Consider the following 14845-nt stretch of genomic DNA (forward strand, 5'->3'; position numbering starts at 1 on the left):
AGATGTGTATAAGGGCCGGTTCCCCCGGGCCGGGGCGGACGTGGGAGTACTGCCGGTGCGGTCCGGGCCACGCACCGGCTCCGAGGGGTGCGGCTCGCGGGCCCCTGCCGGGCCCCGGGGAGAGGGCCGTCTCCGCCCGTCCCCGGCGCTCGCGCGGTCGGCGTGGCCTGGGCGGGCGACTGGAACCGCCGGACGGCCTAGGGTGGGCAGCGTGAGTGACGATCGCCGTGTGGCCCCGCTGGCCGTGTTCGACCTGGACAACACCCTCGCCGACACCGCGCACCGGCAGCGGTTCCTGGAGCGCCGGCCGCGGGACTGGGACGGGTTCTTCTCGGCGGCGCCCGAGGACCCGCCGCTCCCGGAGGGCATCGCCCTGGTCAAGGAGAGCGCGCGGGAGTGCGAGATCGTCTACCTCACCGGGCGGCCCGAGCGCTGCCGGCGGGACACGCTCGACTGGCTCGCCGCGCAGGAACTGCCGGAGGGGCGGGTGTACATGCGGCGCGACGCCGACCGCCGGCCCGCCCGGTTCACCAAGCTGGAGATCCTGCGGCGGCTCGCCCGCACCCGCGAGGTCCGCGTCCTCGTGGACGACGACGAACTGGTCTGCGAGGACGCCCGGCGCGCGGGCTTCACCGTCGTACGGGCCGACTGGGCGGCCAGGTCCGCCGAGCTGAAGGCGGCGCAGGAGCGGGAAGGGCGCACCTGAGGGTTCGCATGGGCAAAAGTGTTCACCTCTGCCGGGCGACTTGCCAGGAGCCGGCCTTGCGCAGGGCCGCTGGCTACTCGGACTCCTCCAGCCGGAAGCCCACCTTCAGCCCCACCTGCCAGTGCGCGATCTGCCCGTCCTCGAGCTGCCCGCGCACCTGCGTCACCTCGAACCAGTCCAGGTTGCGCAGCGTCTGCGAGGCCCGGTTGATGCCGTTGCGGATGGCCTCGTCGACGCCGTCGGGGGAGGTGCCGACGATCTCCGTGACCCGGTAGGTGTGGTTCGACATGCCGCTGCTCCTCTTCAGTGACGGGTGTCACACGTGACTCCACCGTGCCCCAAACGGCGGCGAAGCGCGAGACGTCGCCTCCCGCCCCGCCGCACACGCATGCGACAGATGTCAGCGCACCACGCTCATCGCACCACGCTCAGCGACAGCGCGAACCGGCCCGCCTCGTCCGTCCACCAGTGGGCCAGGTCCAGCCCCGCCGCGGACAGTTCGCCCCGCACACTCTCCTGCCGGAACTTCGCCGACACCTCGGTGCGCAGCTCCTCGCCCGCCGCGAAGTCGACGGCGAGGTCGAGCGCCGGCACCTTCACGGTCTGCGCCGTACGGGAGCGCAGCCGCATCTCGATCCACTCGTGCTCGGCGTCCCACAGCGCCACATGGTCGAACGCGGCGAACTCGAAGTCGGCGCCGAGTTCACGGTTGATCACGGTGAGCACGTTCTTGTTGAACGCGGCCGTCACCCCGGCCGCGTCGTCGTACGCCCGGACCAGCACCTCCTCGTCCTTGACCAGGTCCGTGCCCAGCAGCAGGGCGTCGCCCGGGGCGAGCAGGGTCCGCACGGACGCCAGGAACGCGGCACGCTCGACGGGCAGCAGGTTGCCGATCGTGCCGCCGAGGAACGCCACCAGCCGCGGCCCCGGGGTGTCCGGCAGCGTCAGCTCCGCGGTGAAGTCGGCGATCAGCGCGTGCACGTCGAGCCCCGGCCGCTCGGCGGCGAGCGCCTGCCCGGCCTGGGTGAGGGCGCTCTCGCTGACGTCGACGGGGACGTAGGTGTGCAGATCCGACAGGGCGTCGAGCAGATGCCGCGTCTTCTCCGAGGAACCGGAGCCGAGCTCGACCAGGGTCCGGGCCCCGGTCGCCGCGGCGATGTCGCCGGAGCGCGTGAGGAGGATCTCCCGTTCGGCGCGCGTCGGGTAGTACTCGGGGAGTTCGGTGATCTTCTCGAAGAGGTCGCTGCCGTGCGCGTCGTAGAACCACTTCGGCGGCAGCGTCTTGGGACGGCCGGTCAGACCCCGGTGGACGTCGGCGCGCAGCGCGGCGTCCGTGGCGTCCTCGGGCAGCGTGCGGGTGAGGCGGAACGGGCTCACGTACGGGGCTCCTTGGGTGAGGCGGGCACGAGGGTGTCGGCCGGCTCCTTCAGCGGCGTGAGCAGCACGTCCGTGCGGCTCGCCGTGAGCAGCGTGCGGTCGGGTACCTCCTGCCAGTGCGGATCGTCGTCGTAGGGCTCCGAGGCCACGGCGGTGCCGCCGCCGGGCCGGGTGAGATACCAGAGGGTGTCGCCCCAGGCGGTGGCGGTGATGGTGTCGCCGTCGGTGAGCAGGAGGTTGAGCCGGGAACCGGGCGCGGCGGCGGCGACCTCCAGAACCGTGTCGGCCAGCGCCTGGCCCTGCTCGTCGCCGCTCCTGAGCCGGGCCAGGACCAGGGCCCACACGAGCGCCGAGTCGTTGCGGGCCTCCAGCGACAGCAGGTCCTGTGGCGGCAGGGTGCGGGACACCGACGCGAGCGAGCCGGGCCAGCCCTTGACCGCCCCGTTGTGGCTGAACAGCCAGGTCCCCGCCGCGAACGGCGCCGCCGCGGCCTCCGCGTCCGCACCCGACAGCGTCGCGTCCCGCACCGCGGCGAGCAGTGCCGTGGACCGTACGACCCGGGCCAGATCGGCGAACGACAGGTCCGCCCAGATCGGCCCGGCCCGGCGGTAGCGTGCCGGCACCGGATCGCCCTCGGCGTACCAGCCCACGCCGAAACCGTCGGCGTTGACCGTCCCGTACTTCTGCCGCCGGGGCGCCCACGACTGCCGGTACAGGCCGTGCGCGGGCTCCACGAGGAACCGGCCGAGCGGCTCGGCCGGTCCCACGTACGCCACATGGCGGCACATCAGACGTCCTCCGAGCGGGCCGTGCGGAACCCGGAGAAGATCTGCCGCCGGATCGGGTGGTCCCAGTTGCGGAACGTGCCCCGGCAGGCCACCGCGTCCACGGCGAACGAACCGCCGCGCAGCACCTTGTAGTCGGACCCGAAGAAGACCTCCGAGTACTCCTTGTACGGGAACGCCCGGAACCCCGGATACGGCAGGAAGTCGCTCGCCGTCCACTCCCACACGTCGCCGATCAACTGCCGTACCCCGAGCGGCGACTCGCCGGCCGGGTAGCTCCCGGCGGGCGCCGGACGCAGATGCCGCTGGCCGAGGTTGGCGTGCTCGGGCCCCGGGTCGGCGTCGCCCCACGGGTAGCGCATGGAGCGGTCGCCGGCCGGGTCGTGGCGGGCCGCCTTCTCCCACTCGGCCTCCGTGGGCAGCCGGCGTCCCGCCCAGCGGGCATAGGCGTCGGCCTCGTACCAGCACACGTGCAGCACCGGCTCGTCCGGCGGGACGACCTCCGTGACGCCGAAGCGCCGCCGCAGCCACTGCCTGCCGTCCCGCCGCCAGAACAGCGGGGCCGTGAGGGAGTTCCGGCGGATGTGGGCCCAGCCGTCCGCCGTCCACCAGCGCGGGTCGTCGTAGCCGCCGTCCTCGATGAACGCCTGGTACGCGCCGTTCGTCACCGGCGTGGTGTCGATCCGGAAGGGCGCCACCTCGCGCCGGTGCGCGGGCCGTTCGTTGTCCAGGGCCCAGGGCTCGTCGGAGGTGCCCATCGTGAACGGGCCGCCCGGGACGAGGACTTCGGCCGGGCCGGTGAACAGCGGCACCGGGTCCGGGTCCGGCGCGGTCAGCGCCTGCGGGCCCCGGCGCAGCTGATGGGTGATCAGCATGGTCTCGTCGTGCTGCTGTTCGTGCTGCGCGATCATTCCGAAGGCGAACCCCGCCTCCGTCAGCCGCGTCCCGTGGAACGCGGCCTGCTCCAGCACGTCCAGGGCACGGCCGCGCACCTCGGCCGCGTACGCGCGTGCCTCGGCCGGCGGCAGCAGGGGCAGCTTCGGCCGCTCGGCCCGCGGATGCTCGAACGCGTCGTAGAGGCCGTCGATCTCGGGCCGTATCGCCTCGTGCCCGGCGACGGCCCGCAGCAGCCACTGCTCCTCCTGGTTGCCGATGTGCGCCAGGTCCCACACGAGCGGCGACATCAGCGGCGAGTGCTGCGCGGTCAGGTCGGGGTCCTCGACGCAGCTCGTCAGCAGGGTGGTGCGGTCGCGGGCGACGACCAGCGAGGCGACCGCGCGCTCGCGCAGCACCTCGGGGTCGGTGGGTTCGGTGTCGACGGCGGGGCTCGTGTCGGTCATGGGCGCGGGTCCTTCCCGTGGGCGCGACCGTCCGTGCCGCGCTGTCGGTCGAGCAGGTCGTCGGCGGGGCAGCGGCCCAGGACGACATAACGGTCCAGAAAGGCCGTGACGGCCTCGACGACCTCGGGTCCGGCGCCGAGCCGGGGCAGGGCGTCCAGCGCGGCCGTGAAGCACGCGACGGCCACCTCGCGCAGTTCGGCGTCGGCGAGCCCGCTGCGGGCCGCGTCGACCCACAGCGGGTTGTGCGGCGCGGGCAGCCCCAGGGTGCGCTCGGCCAGCGGCTTCACGGCCCGGTAGGCGGTCTCGGCGGCCTCCGGGTCGTCGAACAGCGCAGCCGTCACGGCCAGCGGCACGATCCAGCCGTCGTCACCGGGCTGCGCGTCGATCATGCGCAGTTCGAGGTGGCCGCGCGGCCTGACCGGCGGGAACAGCGTCGTGACGTGGTAGTCGAGGTCCTCCCGCGTGGGCGGCCGGGGGCCGCCCGTGCGGATCCACTCCCGGAAGGTGAGCCCCTCCGGGACGTCCCAGGGCCCGCCGTCGCGCCGTACGCACATCACGGGGGAGTCCAGCACGTGCCGGGCCCAGGCGTCGCGCGGGGCGGCGTCCAGGGGCGGTCCGCCCGCCCGGCCGGGGCCGATCCGGGTCCACGTCAGCTGCCGGGTGGACAGCCAGCCGGTCGGCCGGTGACCGGCGAGCGGGGAGTTGGCGAAGGCGGCCACCAGGACCGCGCCCAGGTGATGGGCCAGCCACCAGCGCCGCACATGGCCGAGGGGCCCCGGCTCCTCGTGGCCGGCGTCCACGCACACCTGCACGGAGGCCGAGGCGCACATCATGGCGCGGCCGGAGGGGCCGGTGCGGTCGAGGCAGGCCTCCATGGCGTCGTAGCGCGGTTCGCGCAGGAACCGGCGCGGTTCGTGCCAGGGATCGTGGCCGAGGCCGACCAGCGTGAGGCCGTTGTTGCGCAGGACCGCGCGGACGGCGTCGAGGTCGGCGGAGACGGTGGCGATGACTTCCGTCAGCGAGGCGGCGGGGAGCGAGCTCAGCTCCAGCTGGCCGCCGGGCTCGACGGTGAGCGCCGACCTCAGGGACAGGGGCCGCAGTGCGGCGTAGGCCGCGTCGAGTCGTTCGGGTGTGACGGGGAGCTGCGGTGCGCGCAGCTCGTGGACGAGCCATTCCACCTCGACGCCGAGGCGGCGCGGCGGGCCGGTCTTGAAGCAGATGCCGCGGACCAGAGCTTCGACCTCGGCTTCGGACAGGGCGGGGTGCGGCTGGGTACAGCCACCCGCCGGAGCAGTGGGCGCATCGGACATGTCGGGATCCTCCTGAGATTCCACCATGCCACCGGTTCGGGCACTTCGGCGGCCCGAGCCGGGATCACTCGTCCCACCCAAGTCCCTCGCGTCGCTCGGCACAAGGGGGCGTACCGGGGCGTTCCGGGGCGGTCATCCGGCCTGACCGGGCGTTTCCCGGCGCTTTCCCCGGTGTTCTCCCGTGGCGAAAACCCCGTTGCACCTGACAGCCGGCATAACCCACGATGCCTACGTGAGCACGACAAGACCGGCCGCGCGGCACGCGGCCACGGCGCACACGGGGGTGGCGCCGTGAGCGCGCGCCTGCGCGGTGTCGCACAGCAGACCGAGCAGATCGTGGCGGCGGGGGCCTACCGGGCACCGGACGGGCGCGAGGTGTCGATCGCCGACGAGCTGCGGGCCGCGCGTGAGGGCACGCGCATGTACGGTCCGGAACCGGTACCGGTGCGGATGCCCTCCATCCGGGTGACTCGGACGCTGGTCGAGGTCACGGGCGAGAGCAGCCTGGAGGCCGCCCGCCGGCTCGGCGGACACGTGGCAGTACTGAACTTCGCCTCGGCCCGCAATCCCGGCGGCGGCTACCTCAACGGCGCCCAGGCCCAGGAAGAGGCCCTGTGCCGGGCCTCCGCGCTGTACACCTGCCTGCTCCGGGCCCGCGCGTTCTACGACCACCACCGCGCCCACCGCGACCCGTTCTACACGGACCGTGTCATCCACTCACCCGCCGTGCCCGTCTTCCGCGACGACCGGGGCCGCCTGCTGGACGCGCCGTACACCGCCGGCTTCCTGACCTCGGCGGCGCCCAACGCGGGCGTGGTGCTCCGCACGGCACCCGAACGAGTCCCGGAACTGCCGCGGGCCCTGGCCGTCCGCGCCGAACGGGTCCTGGAGACGGCCGCCGCCCACGGGTACCGGCGCCTGGTGCTGGGCGCCTGGGGATGCGGCGTCTTCCGCAACGACCCGGCGCAGGTCGCCGGGGCGTTCCGGACACTGCTGCAACCCGGCGGGCGCTTCGCGCAGGCCTTCGAGCACGTGGTGTTCGGGGTGCTGGACCGGACGCCGGACGCCCGGGTGCGGGGCGCCTTCGAGCAGGCCTTCAGCTCCAGCCGTAGCGCTCCCGCAGCCGGTGCCGGACGAGGTTGAACCGCATCCTGTCCAGGGCACAGGCCTCCCGGCGCATGCCGTCCTCGTGCAGCCGCAGCACCCGGTCCACATCGACCCACGACTCGCGGCCCGACCGGTCCCACGGACCACTGCCGATCGGCACCCACTCCCGATCGCCGTCATGCCGCTTGCTGGACAACTGCACGGCGAGGAACGTCCCCGCCGGCTCGCGGGCGACCACGAGCACCGGGCGGTCCTTGCCGCGCCCGTCGTTCTCCTCGAAGGGCACCCACGTCCAGACGATCTCGCCGGGGTCGGGATCGCCGTCGTGCGCGGGCGAGTACTCGGTGCGCACCCGGCCCACCTCGCGCGGATCGGCCTGAGTGGTGGCGGAGGGGCCGGAGCGGCCCGGGACGTTCTCATCGGTAAACGCGGTCACGCGGGCACCCTAGACGTTGCTCCCGTGCGCCCGGCCACCGACCGGTCGCCATGCGGAACCGCGTACGGTCGCTCAGGCGGCAGCCGAACGTTCCGTGACCGGCGGGGGCGTGGGCCACTTCTCGTGCCAGCGCAGCTCCGCCTCCAACTGCGCGGCCACCCGCACCAGAAGCGGTTCGCTGTTCGCCGGGCCGAGCAACTGTGCCCCCACGGGCAGACCGTCCGCCGTGAAACCGGCGGGCACGTTGACGCCCGGCCAGCCCAGCACGTTCCACGGCCAGGCGTACGGGCAGGCGGCGATCATCGCCCGGTCGGTGGCGAAACCGCTGAGTTCCAGCAGGGCGCCGATACGGGGCGGGGGAGCGGCGGTGGTGGGCGCGAGGACGACGTCGTACGAGGTGAAGAACCCGCCGATACGACGGTGCAGGACGGCTTCCGCACGCCGGGCCGCCCGCAGCGGTGCCCCGTCGAGCAGCCGGCCCAGCCGGGCCGCTCCCAGGGTGCGCCGGTCCAGCAGCGCCGGGAAGGGCGCCTCGGCCACCCGCTCGGCGATCCCGGCCGTCGCGCGCGGCACGAAGGTCAGCCCGATCTGCCCGTACGGCGGGTCGGCCTCCTCGACGGTGTGCCCCAACGCCGCCAGTTGCTCGGCGAGTTCGACGACCCGGGTCCGTACCTGAGGCAGGAGCCGGGCGGGAACGGCCGTGAACGGCGGCTTGAGGGCGAGCGCGATGCGCAGCCGCCCGGGGTCGCGGCCGACGGCCGCCGACGCGTCGACGGCCGGGGGCCGGTGCGGGTCCAGCGGGTGGTTGCCGCTCGCCGCGTCCAGCAGCAGGGCCGCGTCGGCGACCGTACGGGCCAGGGTGCCGTTGACGGTGATGCCCTGGAAGGACTCCCCGCGCGGCCAGGTGGAGATACGGCCGCGCTGCGGTTTGATGCCGACCAGATGGGTCCACGCGGCCGGGATCCGCACCGAGCCGGCGCCGTCCGAGCCGAGCGCGGCGGGCACCAGTCCGGCGGCGACCGCGGCGGCCGAGCCGCCCGAGGAACCACCCGGCGTATGGGCCGTGCTCCACGGATTGCGCGTGGCCCCGAAGGCCGGTCCCTCGGTGAAGGGCCACTGCCCGAACTCGCACGTGTTGGTCTTGCCGATGATCACGGCCCCGGCCGCGCGCAGCCGCCGCACCGCCTCGCCGTCCTCGGCGACCGGCGGGAACTCCCCGCAGCAGCCGAAGGCGGTCGGCTCACCGGCCACGTCCATGTCGTCCTTCACGGCGACGGGCACCCCGAGCAGCGGCCCCCGCCCGCCCGCGGCGAGCTCCCGGTCGGCGGCCTCGGCCTCGGCGAGCGCCGCCTCGGCCCGGACGATCCGGAAGGCGTTGATGCTGCCCTGCGTCGCCTCGATCCGCGCCAGCGTCCGCTCGACCAGCGCCCGGGACGTCACGTCCCCGGCGGCCAGCGCACGGGCGGTCTCCGCCAGGCCTGCAGCACGGTCGAGCGTCATACGGACACCTCCGGAAGCAACCTCTCTACCGAACGGTAACGTCCGATGGCCGGTGGTGGTACGCCGACGACTGGAGTGGACGTTCACCCACGGGCCACTTCTACCTCACTGGGCGCATCCGCTCCTGTTCAAACCATTGACGCCCCTGCGCCTCGCCCTTACTTTCTGATCCCCCACGTCTGATCGAGTTGCCGAACCTTGTTCGGTATATCGATCCTTGTGTCTCAGGGAGAGCCGCCCGTGACCTCACGCCCCGCCGCCCCGTCCCGCCGTGCGCTGCTGCGCTCCCTGGCCGCCCTGCCCGCCTCGGCGGTGCTGCTGGGCGAGGCGCCCGGACTGCTCGGCAGCGCCCTGGCCGCAGCGCCCCCGAACGGCTCGGCCACGCGCTACACGATCGTGCCGTTCCTGAACAGCAACGACGGCACGGTCAACGTCTACCAGTCGGACGACGCCACCGACTTCCGGCTGCTGCGCTCCTCCGCGTACACGCCACCCGCCAACCGGATCCGCGACGCGAGCGTCATCAGACACACCGACGGTTACTACTACGTCACCTACACCACGCACACCTGGCAGGACACCAGCAGGACCATCGGCTTCGCCCGCAGCTCCGACCGCGTCAACTGGACGTTCCTGTACGACTACACCGTCCCCCTCGCGAACCTCTCCCGCGCCTGGGCGCCCGAGTGGTTCGTCGACAGCGACGGCAGCGTCAGCGTCATCGTGTCCTGCTCCACCACGAACGACGAGTGGATCTTCACGCCGTATCTGCTGCGCGCCACGAACTCCGCCCTGACGGCGTGGAGTTCACCGGTGGCACTGGCGGGCATCGGCGCCAACCACATCGACACGTTCATCGTGAAGACCGGCTCGACCTACCACGCCTTCCCGAAGAACGAGACAACGAAGTACATCGAGTACGCCACCGCCTCGAACCTCACAGGCCCGTACACGATCCGCAGGACGGGCGACTGGGCGGGCTGGGGCAGCTACCGCGAGGGCCCGGCGCTGGTGCGGCTCGACAACGGCGGCTGGCGCATCTTCTTCGACGGCTACGGCGACGGCACCTACTACTACTCCGACAGCTATGACACCTTCGCCACCTGGACGGCACCGGCCGCACTCCCCGGCATCTCCGGCACGGCCCGGCACTTCACGGTCGTCAAGGAGACGGTCTCCGGCGGCCCGAGCCTCGCCCGCAACACCACCCGCTCCTTCCGCTCGGCCAACTACCCGACCCGACACTGGCAGCAGCAGTCCGCACTCCTCAACCTGCCCGTGGTCAGCGGCTCCAGCACCACCACCGAGAAGCAGGCCGCCACCTTCACGGTCGTCGCCGGCCTGGCCGACGCGACCGGCTGCTCCTTCCGCGACACGGCCGGCAACTACCTGCGCCACTGGGACTTCCGCGCCCGCTTCGACCCGAACGACGGCACGAGCACGTTCGCCAAGGACGCCACGTTCGTCCTGCGGACCGGCACGGCATCGGGCACGGTCCGCTTCGAGTCGTACAACTACCCCGGGTACTACCTGCGCCACTACGCCTACCAGCTCCGCGTGGAACGCACCGACGGGACGGACCAGTTCCGCCAGGACAGTTCGTTCGTGCCGGTGGCATCCTGGGCCTGACCTGCTCCCTTCTGAGTGCTCCCGCGGCGTGCTGGTGGGCCCGGTCCAGCCGATGTCGTCGACGGCATCCGTTGCGGCGAGGACGGCGGCGAAGATCTTCTCCCACGTGCCGTCGACGGCCCACCTGATCAGCCGCTTGTGGGCCGTCTGGAACGAGCCGAGCTCCTCGGGGAGGTCCCGCCAGGGCGAGTTGGTGCGGTACTTCCACGCGATGGCCTCGAGCGTGCCGCGGTGATCGGCCCAGCGCCGTCCCCGGACCGGATCGGCCGGCATGAGCGGCTCGGTCCAGTCCCACATCGCATCAGTGATCACTCATCGGATAGACATATCCGATCAACTGACCAACCCATCAAAGAACACGCTCTAGTTGTGTGACATGGGTCAGCCATCAGTCCGGCTTCCGGTCCCATCCGCCCGTCCGGCACCCGCTGTGCAGACCCAGTCCGCCCTGCTGGCCCCGAGGGGTCCGCCGATGATGCCCGTCCTCTCGCCCCAGCAGTTGCAGGCCGCGTGCACGGAGCTGTCCTCGGCACTGAGGCAGACGTATGACTTGCCGTAGCGGGCGTGGCCGCAGGTTCGAGTCCGGGGCAGGAGCCCCCATGGAGTTTCCACCTTGACAGGCCTGAACCCCGGTGTGAATCTTGCACCGATTCGCTGTTGAAGCGCTTGCGCAGTAAGGGGAGCGGGACCGTTGGACGGTGGGAAGTCGACGGCTCGCAGGGGCCCGCTCGGTGGCGCGCAGGAGTTCGAATGGTGGAAAATGCAGGATACCCGCCTGCGCGCGGGGTCGAACGCCCTGGTCTGGATGACGCCCGAGTGCCCCATTGATCTCGGCCAGGCCCGCCGAGTTGTCGAACTTCTGGTCCATCGCCACGAGGCCTTCCGTACGCTGATCGTCCGAGGCCCCGACGGCCTGCCCGAGCAGCGGACCGATGCGCCTGCGCTGGACGCGCTCCATGTCCTGGACGAAGCGGCCGACGTCCGCAGAAGCCTCGAACTCGCCATCGCTGAGACCGAGTTCGACCTGTCCCGGGAGGGCCCGCTGAGAGTCGGGGCGGTGCGCGCAGGGGAGTGGGTGACCGAACTCCTCTTTGTGATCTCCCACTGTGTCTTCGACGGGCACAGTATCCCGCTGCTCCAGGCGGAGTTCGCGCTCGCCGTCCGCGAGGTTGCGCTTGGCGCGGAGCCGGCAGCGTCCCGCCGTCGGCACCAGCCGCTCGACTCTGCCTTAGCCGAGCAGAGCGGACCGCTCGCGCAGCATCGAGCCGCCTCGACCGCCTATTGGGCGAGGGCTGTTCGTGAAATCCCGAACCGTATGTTCGTCCCGGCCCAGGACGACCTGATGCACCACTACGGGGCGACGTACCGCACGGACCGCCTGGCACCGCTACTGGCACTCGCCGCGAGGCGCCATCGGACCACCCCGGCCGTCGTGCACGCCGCCACCGTGCACGCGCTGCTCGCCGCGCTCTCCGCTGCCCCGCACAGTGTCGTGCGTAATCACTTCGTCGGCCGGACGGATGCCGAGGCGGAGACCATCGGCTGCTTTCACTGCATCCTGCCCGTGGTCGTGGCGACCTCCGACCGGCCCGGTTTCGGCGCGCTCATCGAACGGGTGGCAATGCAGACGCTGCGCGCTCAGAGCCGTTACCGGATCGGCTATCTGACCCTTCGACAGCTCATTTCGGCGGAAGAACGTCGACGAGGTGCTGCCATCGCCGATGGCACCATTGTCAATTTCTCCTTCGATGAAGGTTTCGACTCTCTGCAGCGCAGCTCCGAGGAGGAGTTGCTGGCGGCGGCCGCCGGCGCCGTCGGTGAACTCGAACTGCTGATGGGCCGCAACGAAACCATGCCCGACCACCGAGGGCTGGACTGCTATCTCATGACCCGGATCACCGATGGCGTCACGGTGACCTCCGCCACGTTCAACGGCGCGGTGTTCACCGCTCCGCAGATGCGGGCCTTGCTGATAGGCCCGGAACAGCTGCTCGCCGCCCACCTGCAAGGAGACCTCGACTGGGACGGGATATGCCGGATCGCCCATAGCGGCGACCCCTACGCGCCGGCGCCGCCCGCCGTCCCGGTGGTGGGGGTCGACCTGGTGCTGCCCGAGCGGGTCGACGAGGCGCTCGTCTCGCACCTCGCGGTGCGGGCCTCCTCCACCACCGTGACCCCCGGCACCGAGGGCACGGTGGGGCTCGAGTGCCGGGTGATCTGCGAACCTGGGACCGAAGAGCCATTCAACGACGCCGAGTTGAGGGAGCATCTGCTCTGCCAGGTGCGGCCCGGGGCGGCGACGGTGGCCCCTCATCGCTTCCTGATCGAGGGCCAGGCGAAAGAGGGAGCCGGCCGGACCGAGCCGTCGGTCCTCGCCCTGGTCGCCGCGGTCCTGGAAGTCAACGGGATGTCCACGGTCGACGAAGGCCAGGGTTACGCGGAGAGCGGCGGCGCGCTGGGCGCCGTCCCCGCGATCATCGATCACCTCGCCGAACAGGGCTACACCGGCCTCGGGCCGCACGACTTCACCCTGCCGATGTCCTTGCGCAGTCTGGGCCGACGGCTGCACCGCCGTCAGGAGTGACTGGAAGCCGGAGGGTGGTACGGGAGTCCATGTCCGTGGTGCTGTCGCCTGACCGTGTGGCTCAGGTGGTCTCCGGCTGATCGTGTTGACGGAGGCCGTGCTGGATTCTCCGACCGGTACCACCAAGTCCACCTGGCCCGGCTCATGACCCGCCCGGATCTCACCCCACCGCGGTCCTGGCCCTGCTGGAGGCCCGCGAACAGCGGATCACCAGCGAGTGGGAAGTGCTCCGCGGGCAGATCACGGACCTGACCGGCTGGCCACCTCCCGCGGCACAGGCGGAGGCGACAGCAGGATGGCCTTCCCTTCGTGGCGTCGAGGCTTTGACTGCAAGGAAAGCGGGGGAGTCGGGGGCCAAGGCGGAGAAGCGGCAGTCGTACGATGCCGAGTTCGCTTGCGGCCGGGGCCCGCCGGCTGTGTCTGTCCACCCAAGTTCGGGCGACCCCGGCAGTCGCCGAGGCTCTGCGTCAGGAAGAGGGGCCACGACGGGAATGGAGGTCACGGTACCTGCGCGTGCATTCGTCGATGATGTCGGGCAAGGCCCGTCTGCGGAACAGCAGTTCCAGAGGGAAGTCGATCTCCAGGCGCGCTTCCACGCGGGTCATGAATTCGACTGCGGACAGCGAGGTGCCACCGAGCGCGAAGAAATTTCCCCCGTCGTCGGCGGCCTGCGCTCCGAGTGCTGCGTACCACGCCTCCTCGACGGTGCCGCGGATGTCACCATCCGTATCAGTCACCATGTCTCCCTGCCGGCCGAATCCGCCCCTGCGCCTCCTGCCTACCTGACACGGCCCTGAGCCCAGACACGGTCGCCGGGGCCTTCGATGCGGTCGGTCAGGATGCCGTCCCGGTAGATCTTCTCCTGCTTGATGTCCCCGGTCTCCAGCACCTCGGTCCAGGCGCGGGTGGGGCCCGTCCCCCAAGGCACCCAGGGGGTGAGGTCGTCCACGACGATGAGGCTTCCGGGACGGCACAGCACACGGCAGTAGTCGATGTCGGACTTGACGGCGTCGTACTCGTGCCCGCCGTCGACGAAAGCAAGGTCGAACAGGGACTCACCGTGCTCCGCGATGAATTTTGGCAAGGCGGTGCGGGAGTCCTCCACGATCAGCTGGTGGCGGCCGGGGAACCGCTGGTCGATGAATTCCTTTCCTATCAATGCCGCCTTGTTCTCCGGCAAATCGAAGGACACCACCTGAACGTTGTCCGAGGCGGACAGGAAAGCGTGGCTGGAGAAGCCGACATTGAATCCGATCTCGATTACGGTGCGCACCTCGGCCGTATGGACCAGCTCCATGAGATATGTCAGCTGTGGCACACTCGAGGACAGCTCGGAGATCGATATGCCGCTGGCCAGTACGTGATCCCAGAGTTCCTTCGTGAAAGTGCGGATCGTGTCGGGCAAGCTAACTGAGTGACGTTCTTCCATGTCGGTCTCCAAATCATGGGGAACATGCATGAGTGCGCACGAAGAAATCGATTTGCCGGGCTTCGAGAAGGCGCCTGACGCGAATCAATGGAGGCGGGCCAGGAAACAGTGCACTATGGAACGTGCCCTGGCAGATACTGTCAACACATGGCCCACACATCAGGCCTGACCGGCTCCTGTGTCCGCCTGCCCGCCGTGTCTACCCAGGGCTTCGCTGAGGTCTCTGAGTACTGGATTCCTGAAAACAACGCGGACGTCACGGCCTGTCCCGAGTTCCTCGCTCAAGGTACGCGCAAGCCGGATGGCGATGATGGAGTCGCCACCTACGTCGAAGAAGTTGTCATCGAGGCCGATGTTGGCGTTGCCCGTCAGGGTCCGCACGCTGTCAACCACCAATGCGTCCATAGAGTTGCGAAACTCGTTGTCGTTCGTCATGTTCCCGACGCCCTTCTGCGCGGTTCATCGTCCATCACCTTGATGGGTACGCCATGGCCCCCCTTGAATCAATCCGTGACTTCGGCGACGCAATGGCGGCAAAGCGTCGAAATGGGGCGCAGGTGTGGCTATCGCGAACCCGCGCTCCCCGTCGGGATAATTATTGCGTTCGTCTCGCTGGCGAGACAAGCTCGCTCGCAAGCCGGA

The 14845-nt window shown here is 70.9% G+C and carries 14 protein-coding genes and 1 pseudogene; 4 read left to right on the top strand and 11 right to left on the bottom strand.

Translation table 11 applies throughout. The annotated features are described in order from the left end of the window. Positions 1-211: 211 nt before the first annotated feature. A complete protein-coding gene (locus CCL05_RS00005) occupies positions 212-706 on the top strand; it encodes a phosphatase domain-containing protein (RefSeq protein WP_086558445.1) in 495 nt (164 codons plus the stop codon). A 73-nt stretch (positions 707-779) separates the two neighbouring features. Here the strand turns inward: CCL05_RS00005 and CCL05_RS00010 are convergent, their stop codons facing one another. The 5 genes from CCL05_RS00010 to egtA form a co-directional block, all read right to left on the bottom strand. After that, positions 780-995, bottom strand: a complete 216-nt coding sequence (locus tag CCL05_RS00010; protein WP_020275707.1) for a dodecin — start codon at positions 993-995, stop codon at positions 780-782. Positions 996-1120: 125 nt separating this feature from the next. Beyond that, positions 1121-2083, bottom strand: a complete 963-nt coding sequence (gene egtD, locus CCL05_RS00015; RefSeq protein ID WP_086558368.1) for an L-histidine N(alpha)-methyltransferase — start codon at positions 2081-2083, stop codon at positions 1121-1123. Further along, positions 2080-2871 (bottom strand): ergothioneine biosynthesis protein EgtC, encoded by a 792-nt coding sequence (gene egtC / locus CCL05_RS00020; protein WP_086558369.1) that lies wholly within the window; start codon positions 2869-2871, stop codon positions 2080-2082. Before egtC ends, egtD begins: the two co-directional genes overlap by 4 nt. Beyond that, a complete protein-coding gene (egtB, locus tag CCL05_RS00025) occupies positions 2871-4208 on the bottom strand; it encodes an ergothioneine biosynthesis protein EgtB (RefSeq protein ID WP_086558370.1) in 1338 nt (445 codons plus the stop codon). The genes egtC and egtB overlap by 1 nt, the downstream gene beginning before the upstream one ends. Then, positions 4205-5518, bottom strand: a complete 1314-nt coding sequence (egtA, locus tag CCL05_RS00030; protein WP_086558371.1) for an ergothioneine biosynthesis glutamate--cysteine ligase EgtA — start codon at positions 5516-5518, stop codon at positions 4205-4207. The genes egtB and egtA overlap by 4 nt, the downstream gene beginning before the upstream one ends. A gap of 291 nt (positions 5519-5809) precedes the next feature. On the opposite strand from egtA, the gene CCL05_RS00035 reads away from it, so the two are divergent. Then, positions 5810-6661, top strand: coding sequence for a TIGR02452 family protein (locus CCL05_RS00035; RefSeq protein WP_167409481.1), 852 nt, complete (start codon positions 5810-5812; stop codon positions 6659-6661). Here the strand turns inward: CCL05_RS00035 and CCL05_RS00040 are convergent. Together CCL05_RS00040 and CCL05_RS00045 are read right to left on the bottom strand one after the other, a co-directional pair. Further along, a complete protein-coding gene (locus tag CCL05_RS00040; protein WP_086558372.1) occupies positions 6615-7061 on the bottom strand; it encodes a type II toxin-antitoxin system PemK/MazF family toxin in 447 nt (148 codons plus the stop codon). The genes CCL05_RS00035 and CCL05_RS00040 overlap by 47 nt on opposite strands. Before the next feature lie 72 nt (positions 7062-7133). After that, on the bottom strand, positions 7134-8561 hold the full coding sequence (locus tag CCL05_RS00045) for an amidase (RefSeq protein ID WP_086558373.1): 1428 nt from the start codon (positions 8559-8561) through the stop codon (positions 7134-7136). A gap of 240 nt (positions 8562-8801) precedes the next feature. Between CCL05_RS00045 and CCL05_RS00050 the strand changes: the two genes are divergently transcribed. After that, positions 8802-10190 carry a glycoside hydrolase family 43 protein gene (locus CCL05_RS00050; protein WP_086558374.1) on the top strand — a complete coding sequence of 463 codons (1389 nt, stop codon included), beginning with the start codon at positions 8802-8804 and terminating at the stop codon, positions 10188-10190. A 7-nt stretch (positions 10191-10197) separates the two neighbouring features. Here the strand turns inward: CCL05_RS00050 and CCL05_RS43750 are convergent. Next, positions 10198-10487: pseudogene (locus CCL05_RS43750) on the bottom strand (transposase); the annotation flags it as partial. A 463-nt stretch (positions 10488-10950) separates the two neighbouring features. Between CCL05_RS43750 and CCL05_RS00060 the strand changes: the two are divergent. Then, positions 10951-12774 (top strand): condensation domain-containing protein, encoded by a 1824-nt coding sequence (locus CCL05_RS00060; RefSeq protein ID WP_086558375.1) that lies wholly within the window; start codon positions 10951-10953, stop codon positions 12772-12774. Between the two features lie 467 nt (positions 12775-13241). Here the strand turns inward: CCL05_RS00060 and CCL05_RS00065 are convergent, their stop codons facing one another. The 3 genes from CCL05_RS00065 to CCL05_RS00075 form a co-directional block, all read right to left on the bottom strand. Next, positions 13242-13514, bottom strand: coding sequence for an acyl carrier protein (locus tag CCL05_RS00065; RefSeq protein WP_086558376.1), 273 nt, complete (start codon positions 13512-13514; stop codon positions 13242-13244). Between the two features lie 38 nt (positions 13515-13552). After that, the gene (locus CCL05_RS00070; RefSeq protein ID WP_158102398.1) at positions 13553-14203 is read right to left on the bottom strand and encodes a class I SAM-dependent methyltransferase; all 651 of its coding nucleotides are present in this window, start codon (positions 14201-14203) and stop codon (positions 13553-13555) included. A 159-nt stretch (positions 14204-14362) separates the two neighbouring features. Beyond that, positions 14363-14638, bottom strand: a complete 276-nt coding sequence (locus tag CCL05_RS00075; protein ID WP_086558378.1) for a phosphopantetheine-binding protein — start codon at positions 14636-14638, stop codon at positions 14363-14365. Positions 14639-14845: the final 207 nt, after the last annotated feature.

Origin of the sequence: Streptomyces africanus (genome assembly GCF_002150735.1) — a bacterium.
GTDB lineage: Bacteria > Actinomycetota > Actinomycetes > Streptomycetales > Streptomycetaceae > Streptomyces > Streptomyces africanus.

What these genes read in the sequence shown, in the direction of transcription:
- CCL05_RS00010 (WP_020275707.1), bottom strand. Translation starts at nt 995, where the DNA reads ATGTCGAACCACACCTACCGGGTCACGGAGATCGTCGGCACCTCCCCC.
- egtC (WP_086558369.1), bottom strand. Translation starts at nt 2,871, where the DNA reads ATGTGCCGCCATGTGGCGTACGTGGGACCGGCCGAGCCGCTCGGCCGG.
- egtB (WP_086558370.1), bottom strand. Translation starts at nt 4,208, where the DNA reads ATGACCGACACGAGCCCCGCCGTCGACACCGAACCCACCGACCCCGAG.
- egtA (WP_086558371.1), bottom strand. Translation starts at nt 5,518, where the DNA reads ATGTCCGATGCGCCCACTGCTCCGGCGGGTGGCTGTACCCAGCCGCAC.
- CCL05_RS00045 (WP_086558373.1), bottom strand. Translation starts at nt 8,561, where the DNA reads ATGACGCTCGACCGTGCTGCAGGCCTGGCGGAGACCGCCCGTGCGCTG.
- CCL05_RS00060 (WP_086558375.1), top strand. Translation starts at nt 10,951, where the DNA reads ATGCAGGATACCCGCCTGCGCGCGGGGTCGAACGCCCTGGTCTGGATG.
- CCL05_RS00065 (WP_086558376.1), bottom strand. Translation starts at nt 13,514, where the DNA reads ATGGTGACTGATACGGATGGTGACATCCGCGGCACCGTCGAGGAGGCG.
- CCL05_RS00070 (WP_158102398.1), bottom strand. Translation starts at nt 14,203, where the DNA reads ATGGAAGAACGTCACTCAGTTAGCTTGCCCGACACGATCCGCACTTTC.
- CCL05_RS00075 (WP_086558378.1), bottom strand. Translation starts at nt 14,638, where the DNA reads ATGACGAACGACAACGAGTTTCGCAACTCTATGGACGCATTGGTGGTT.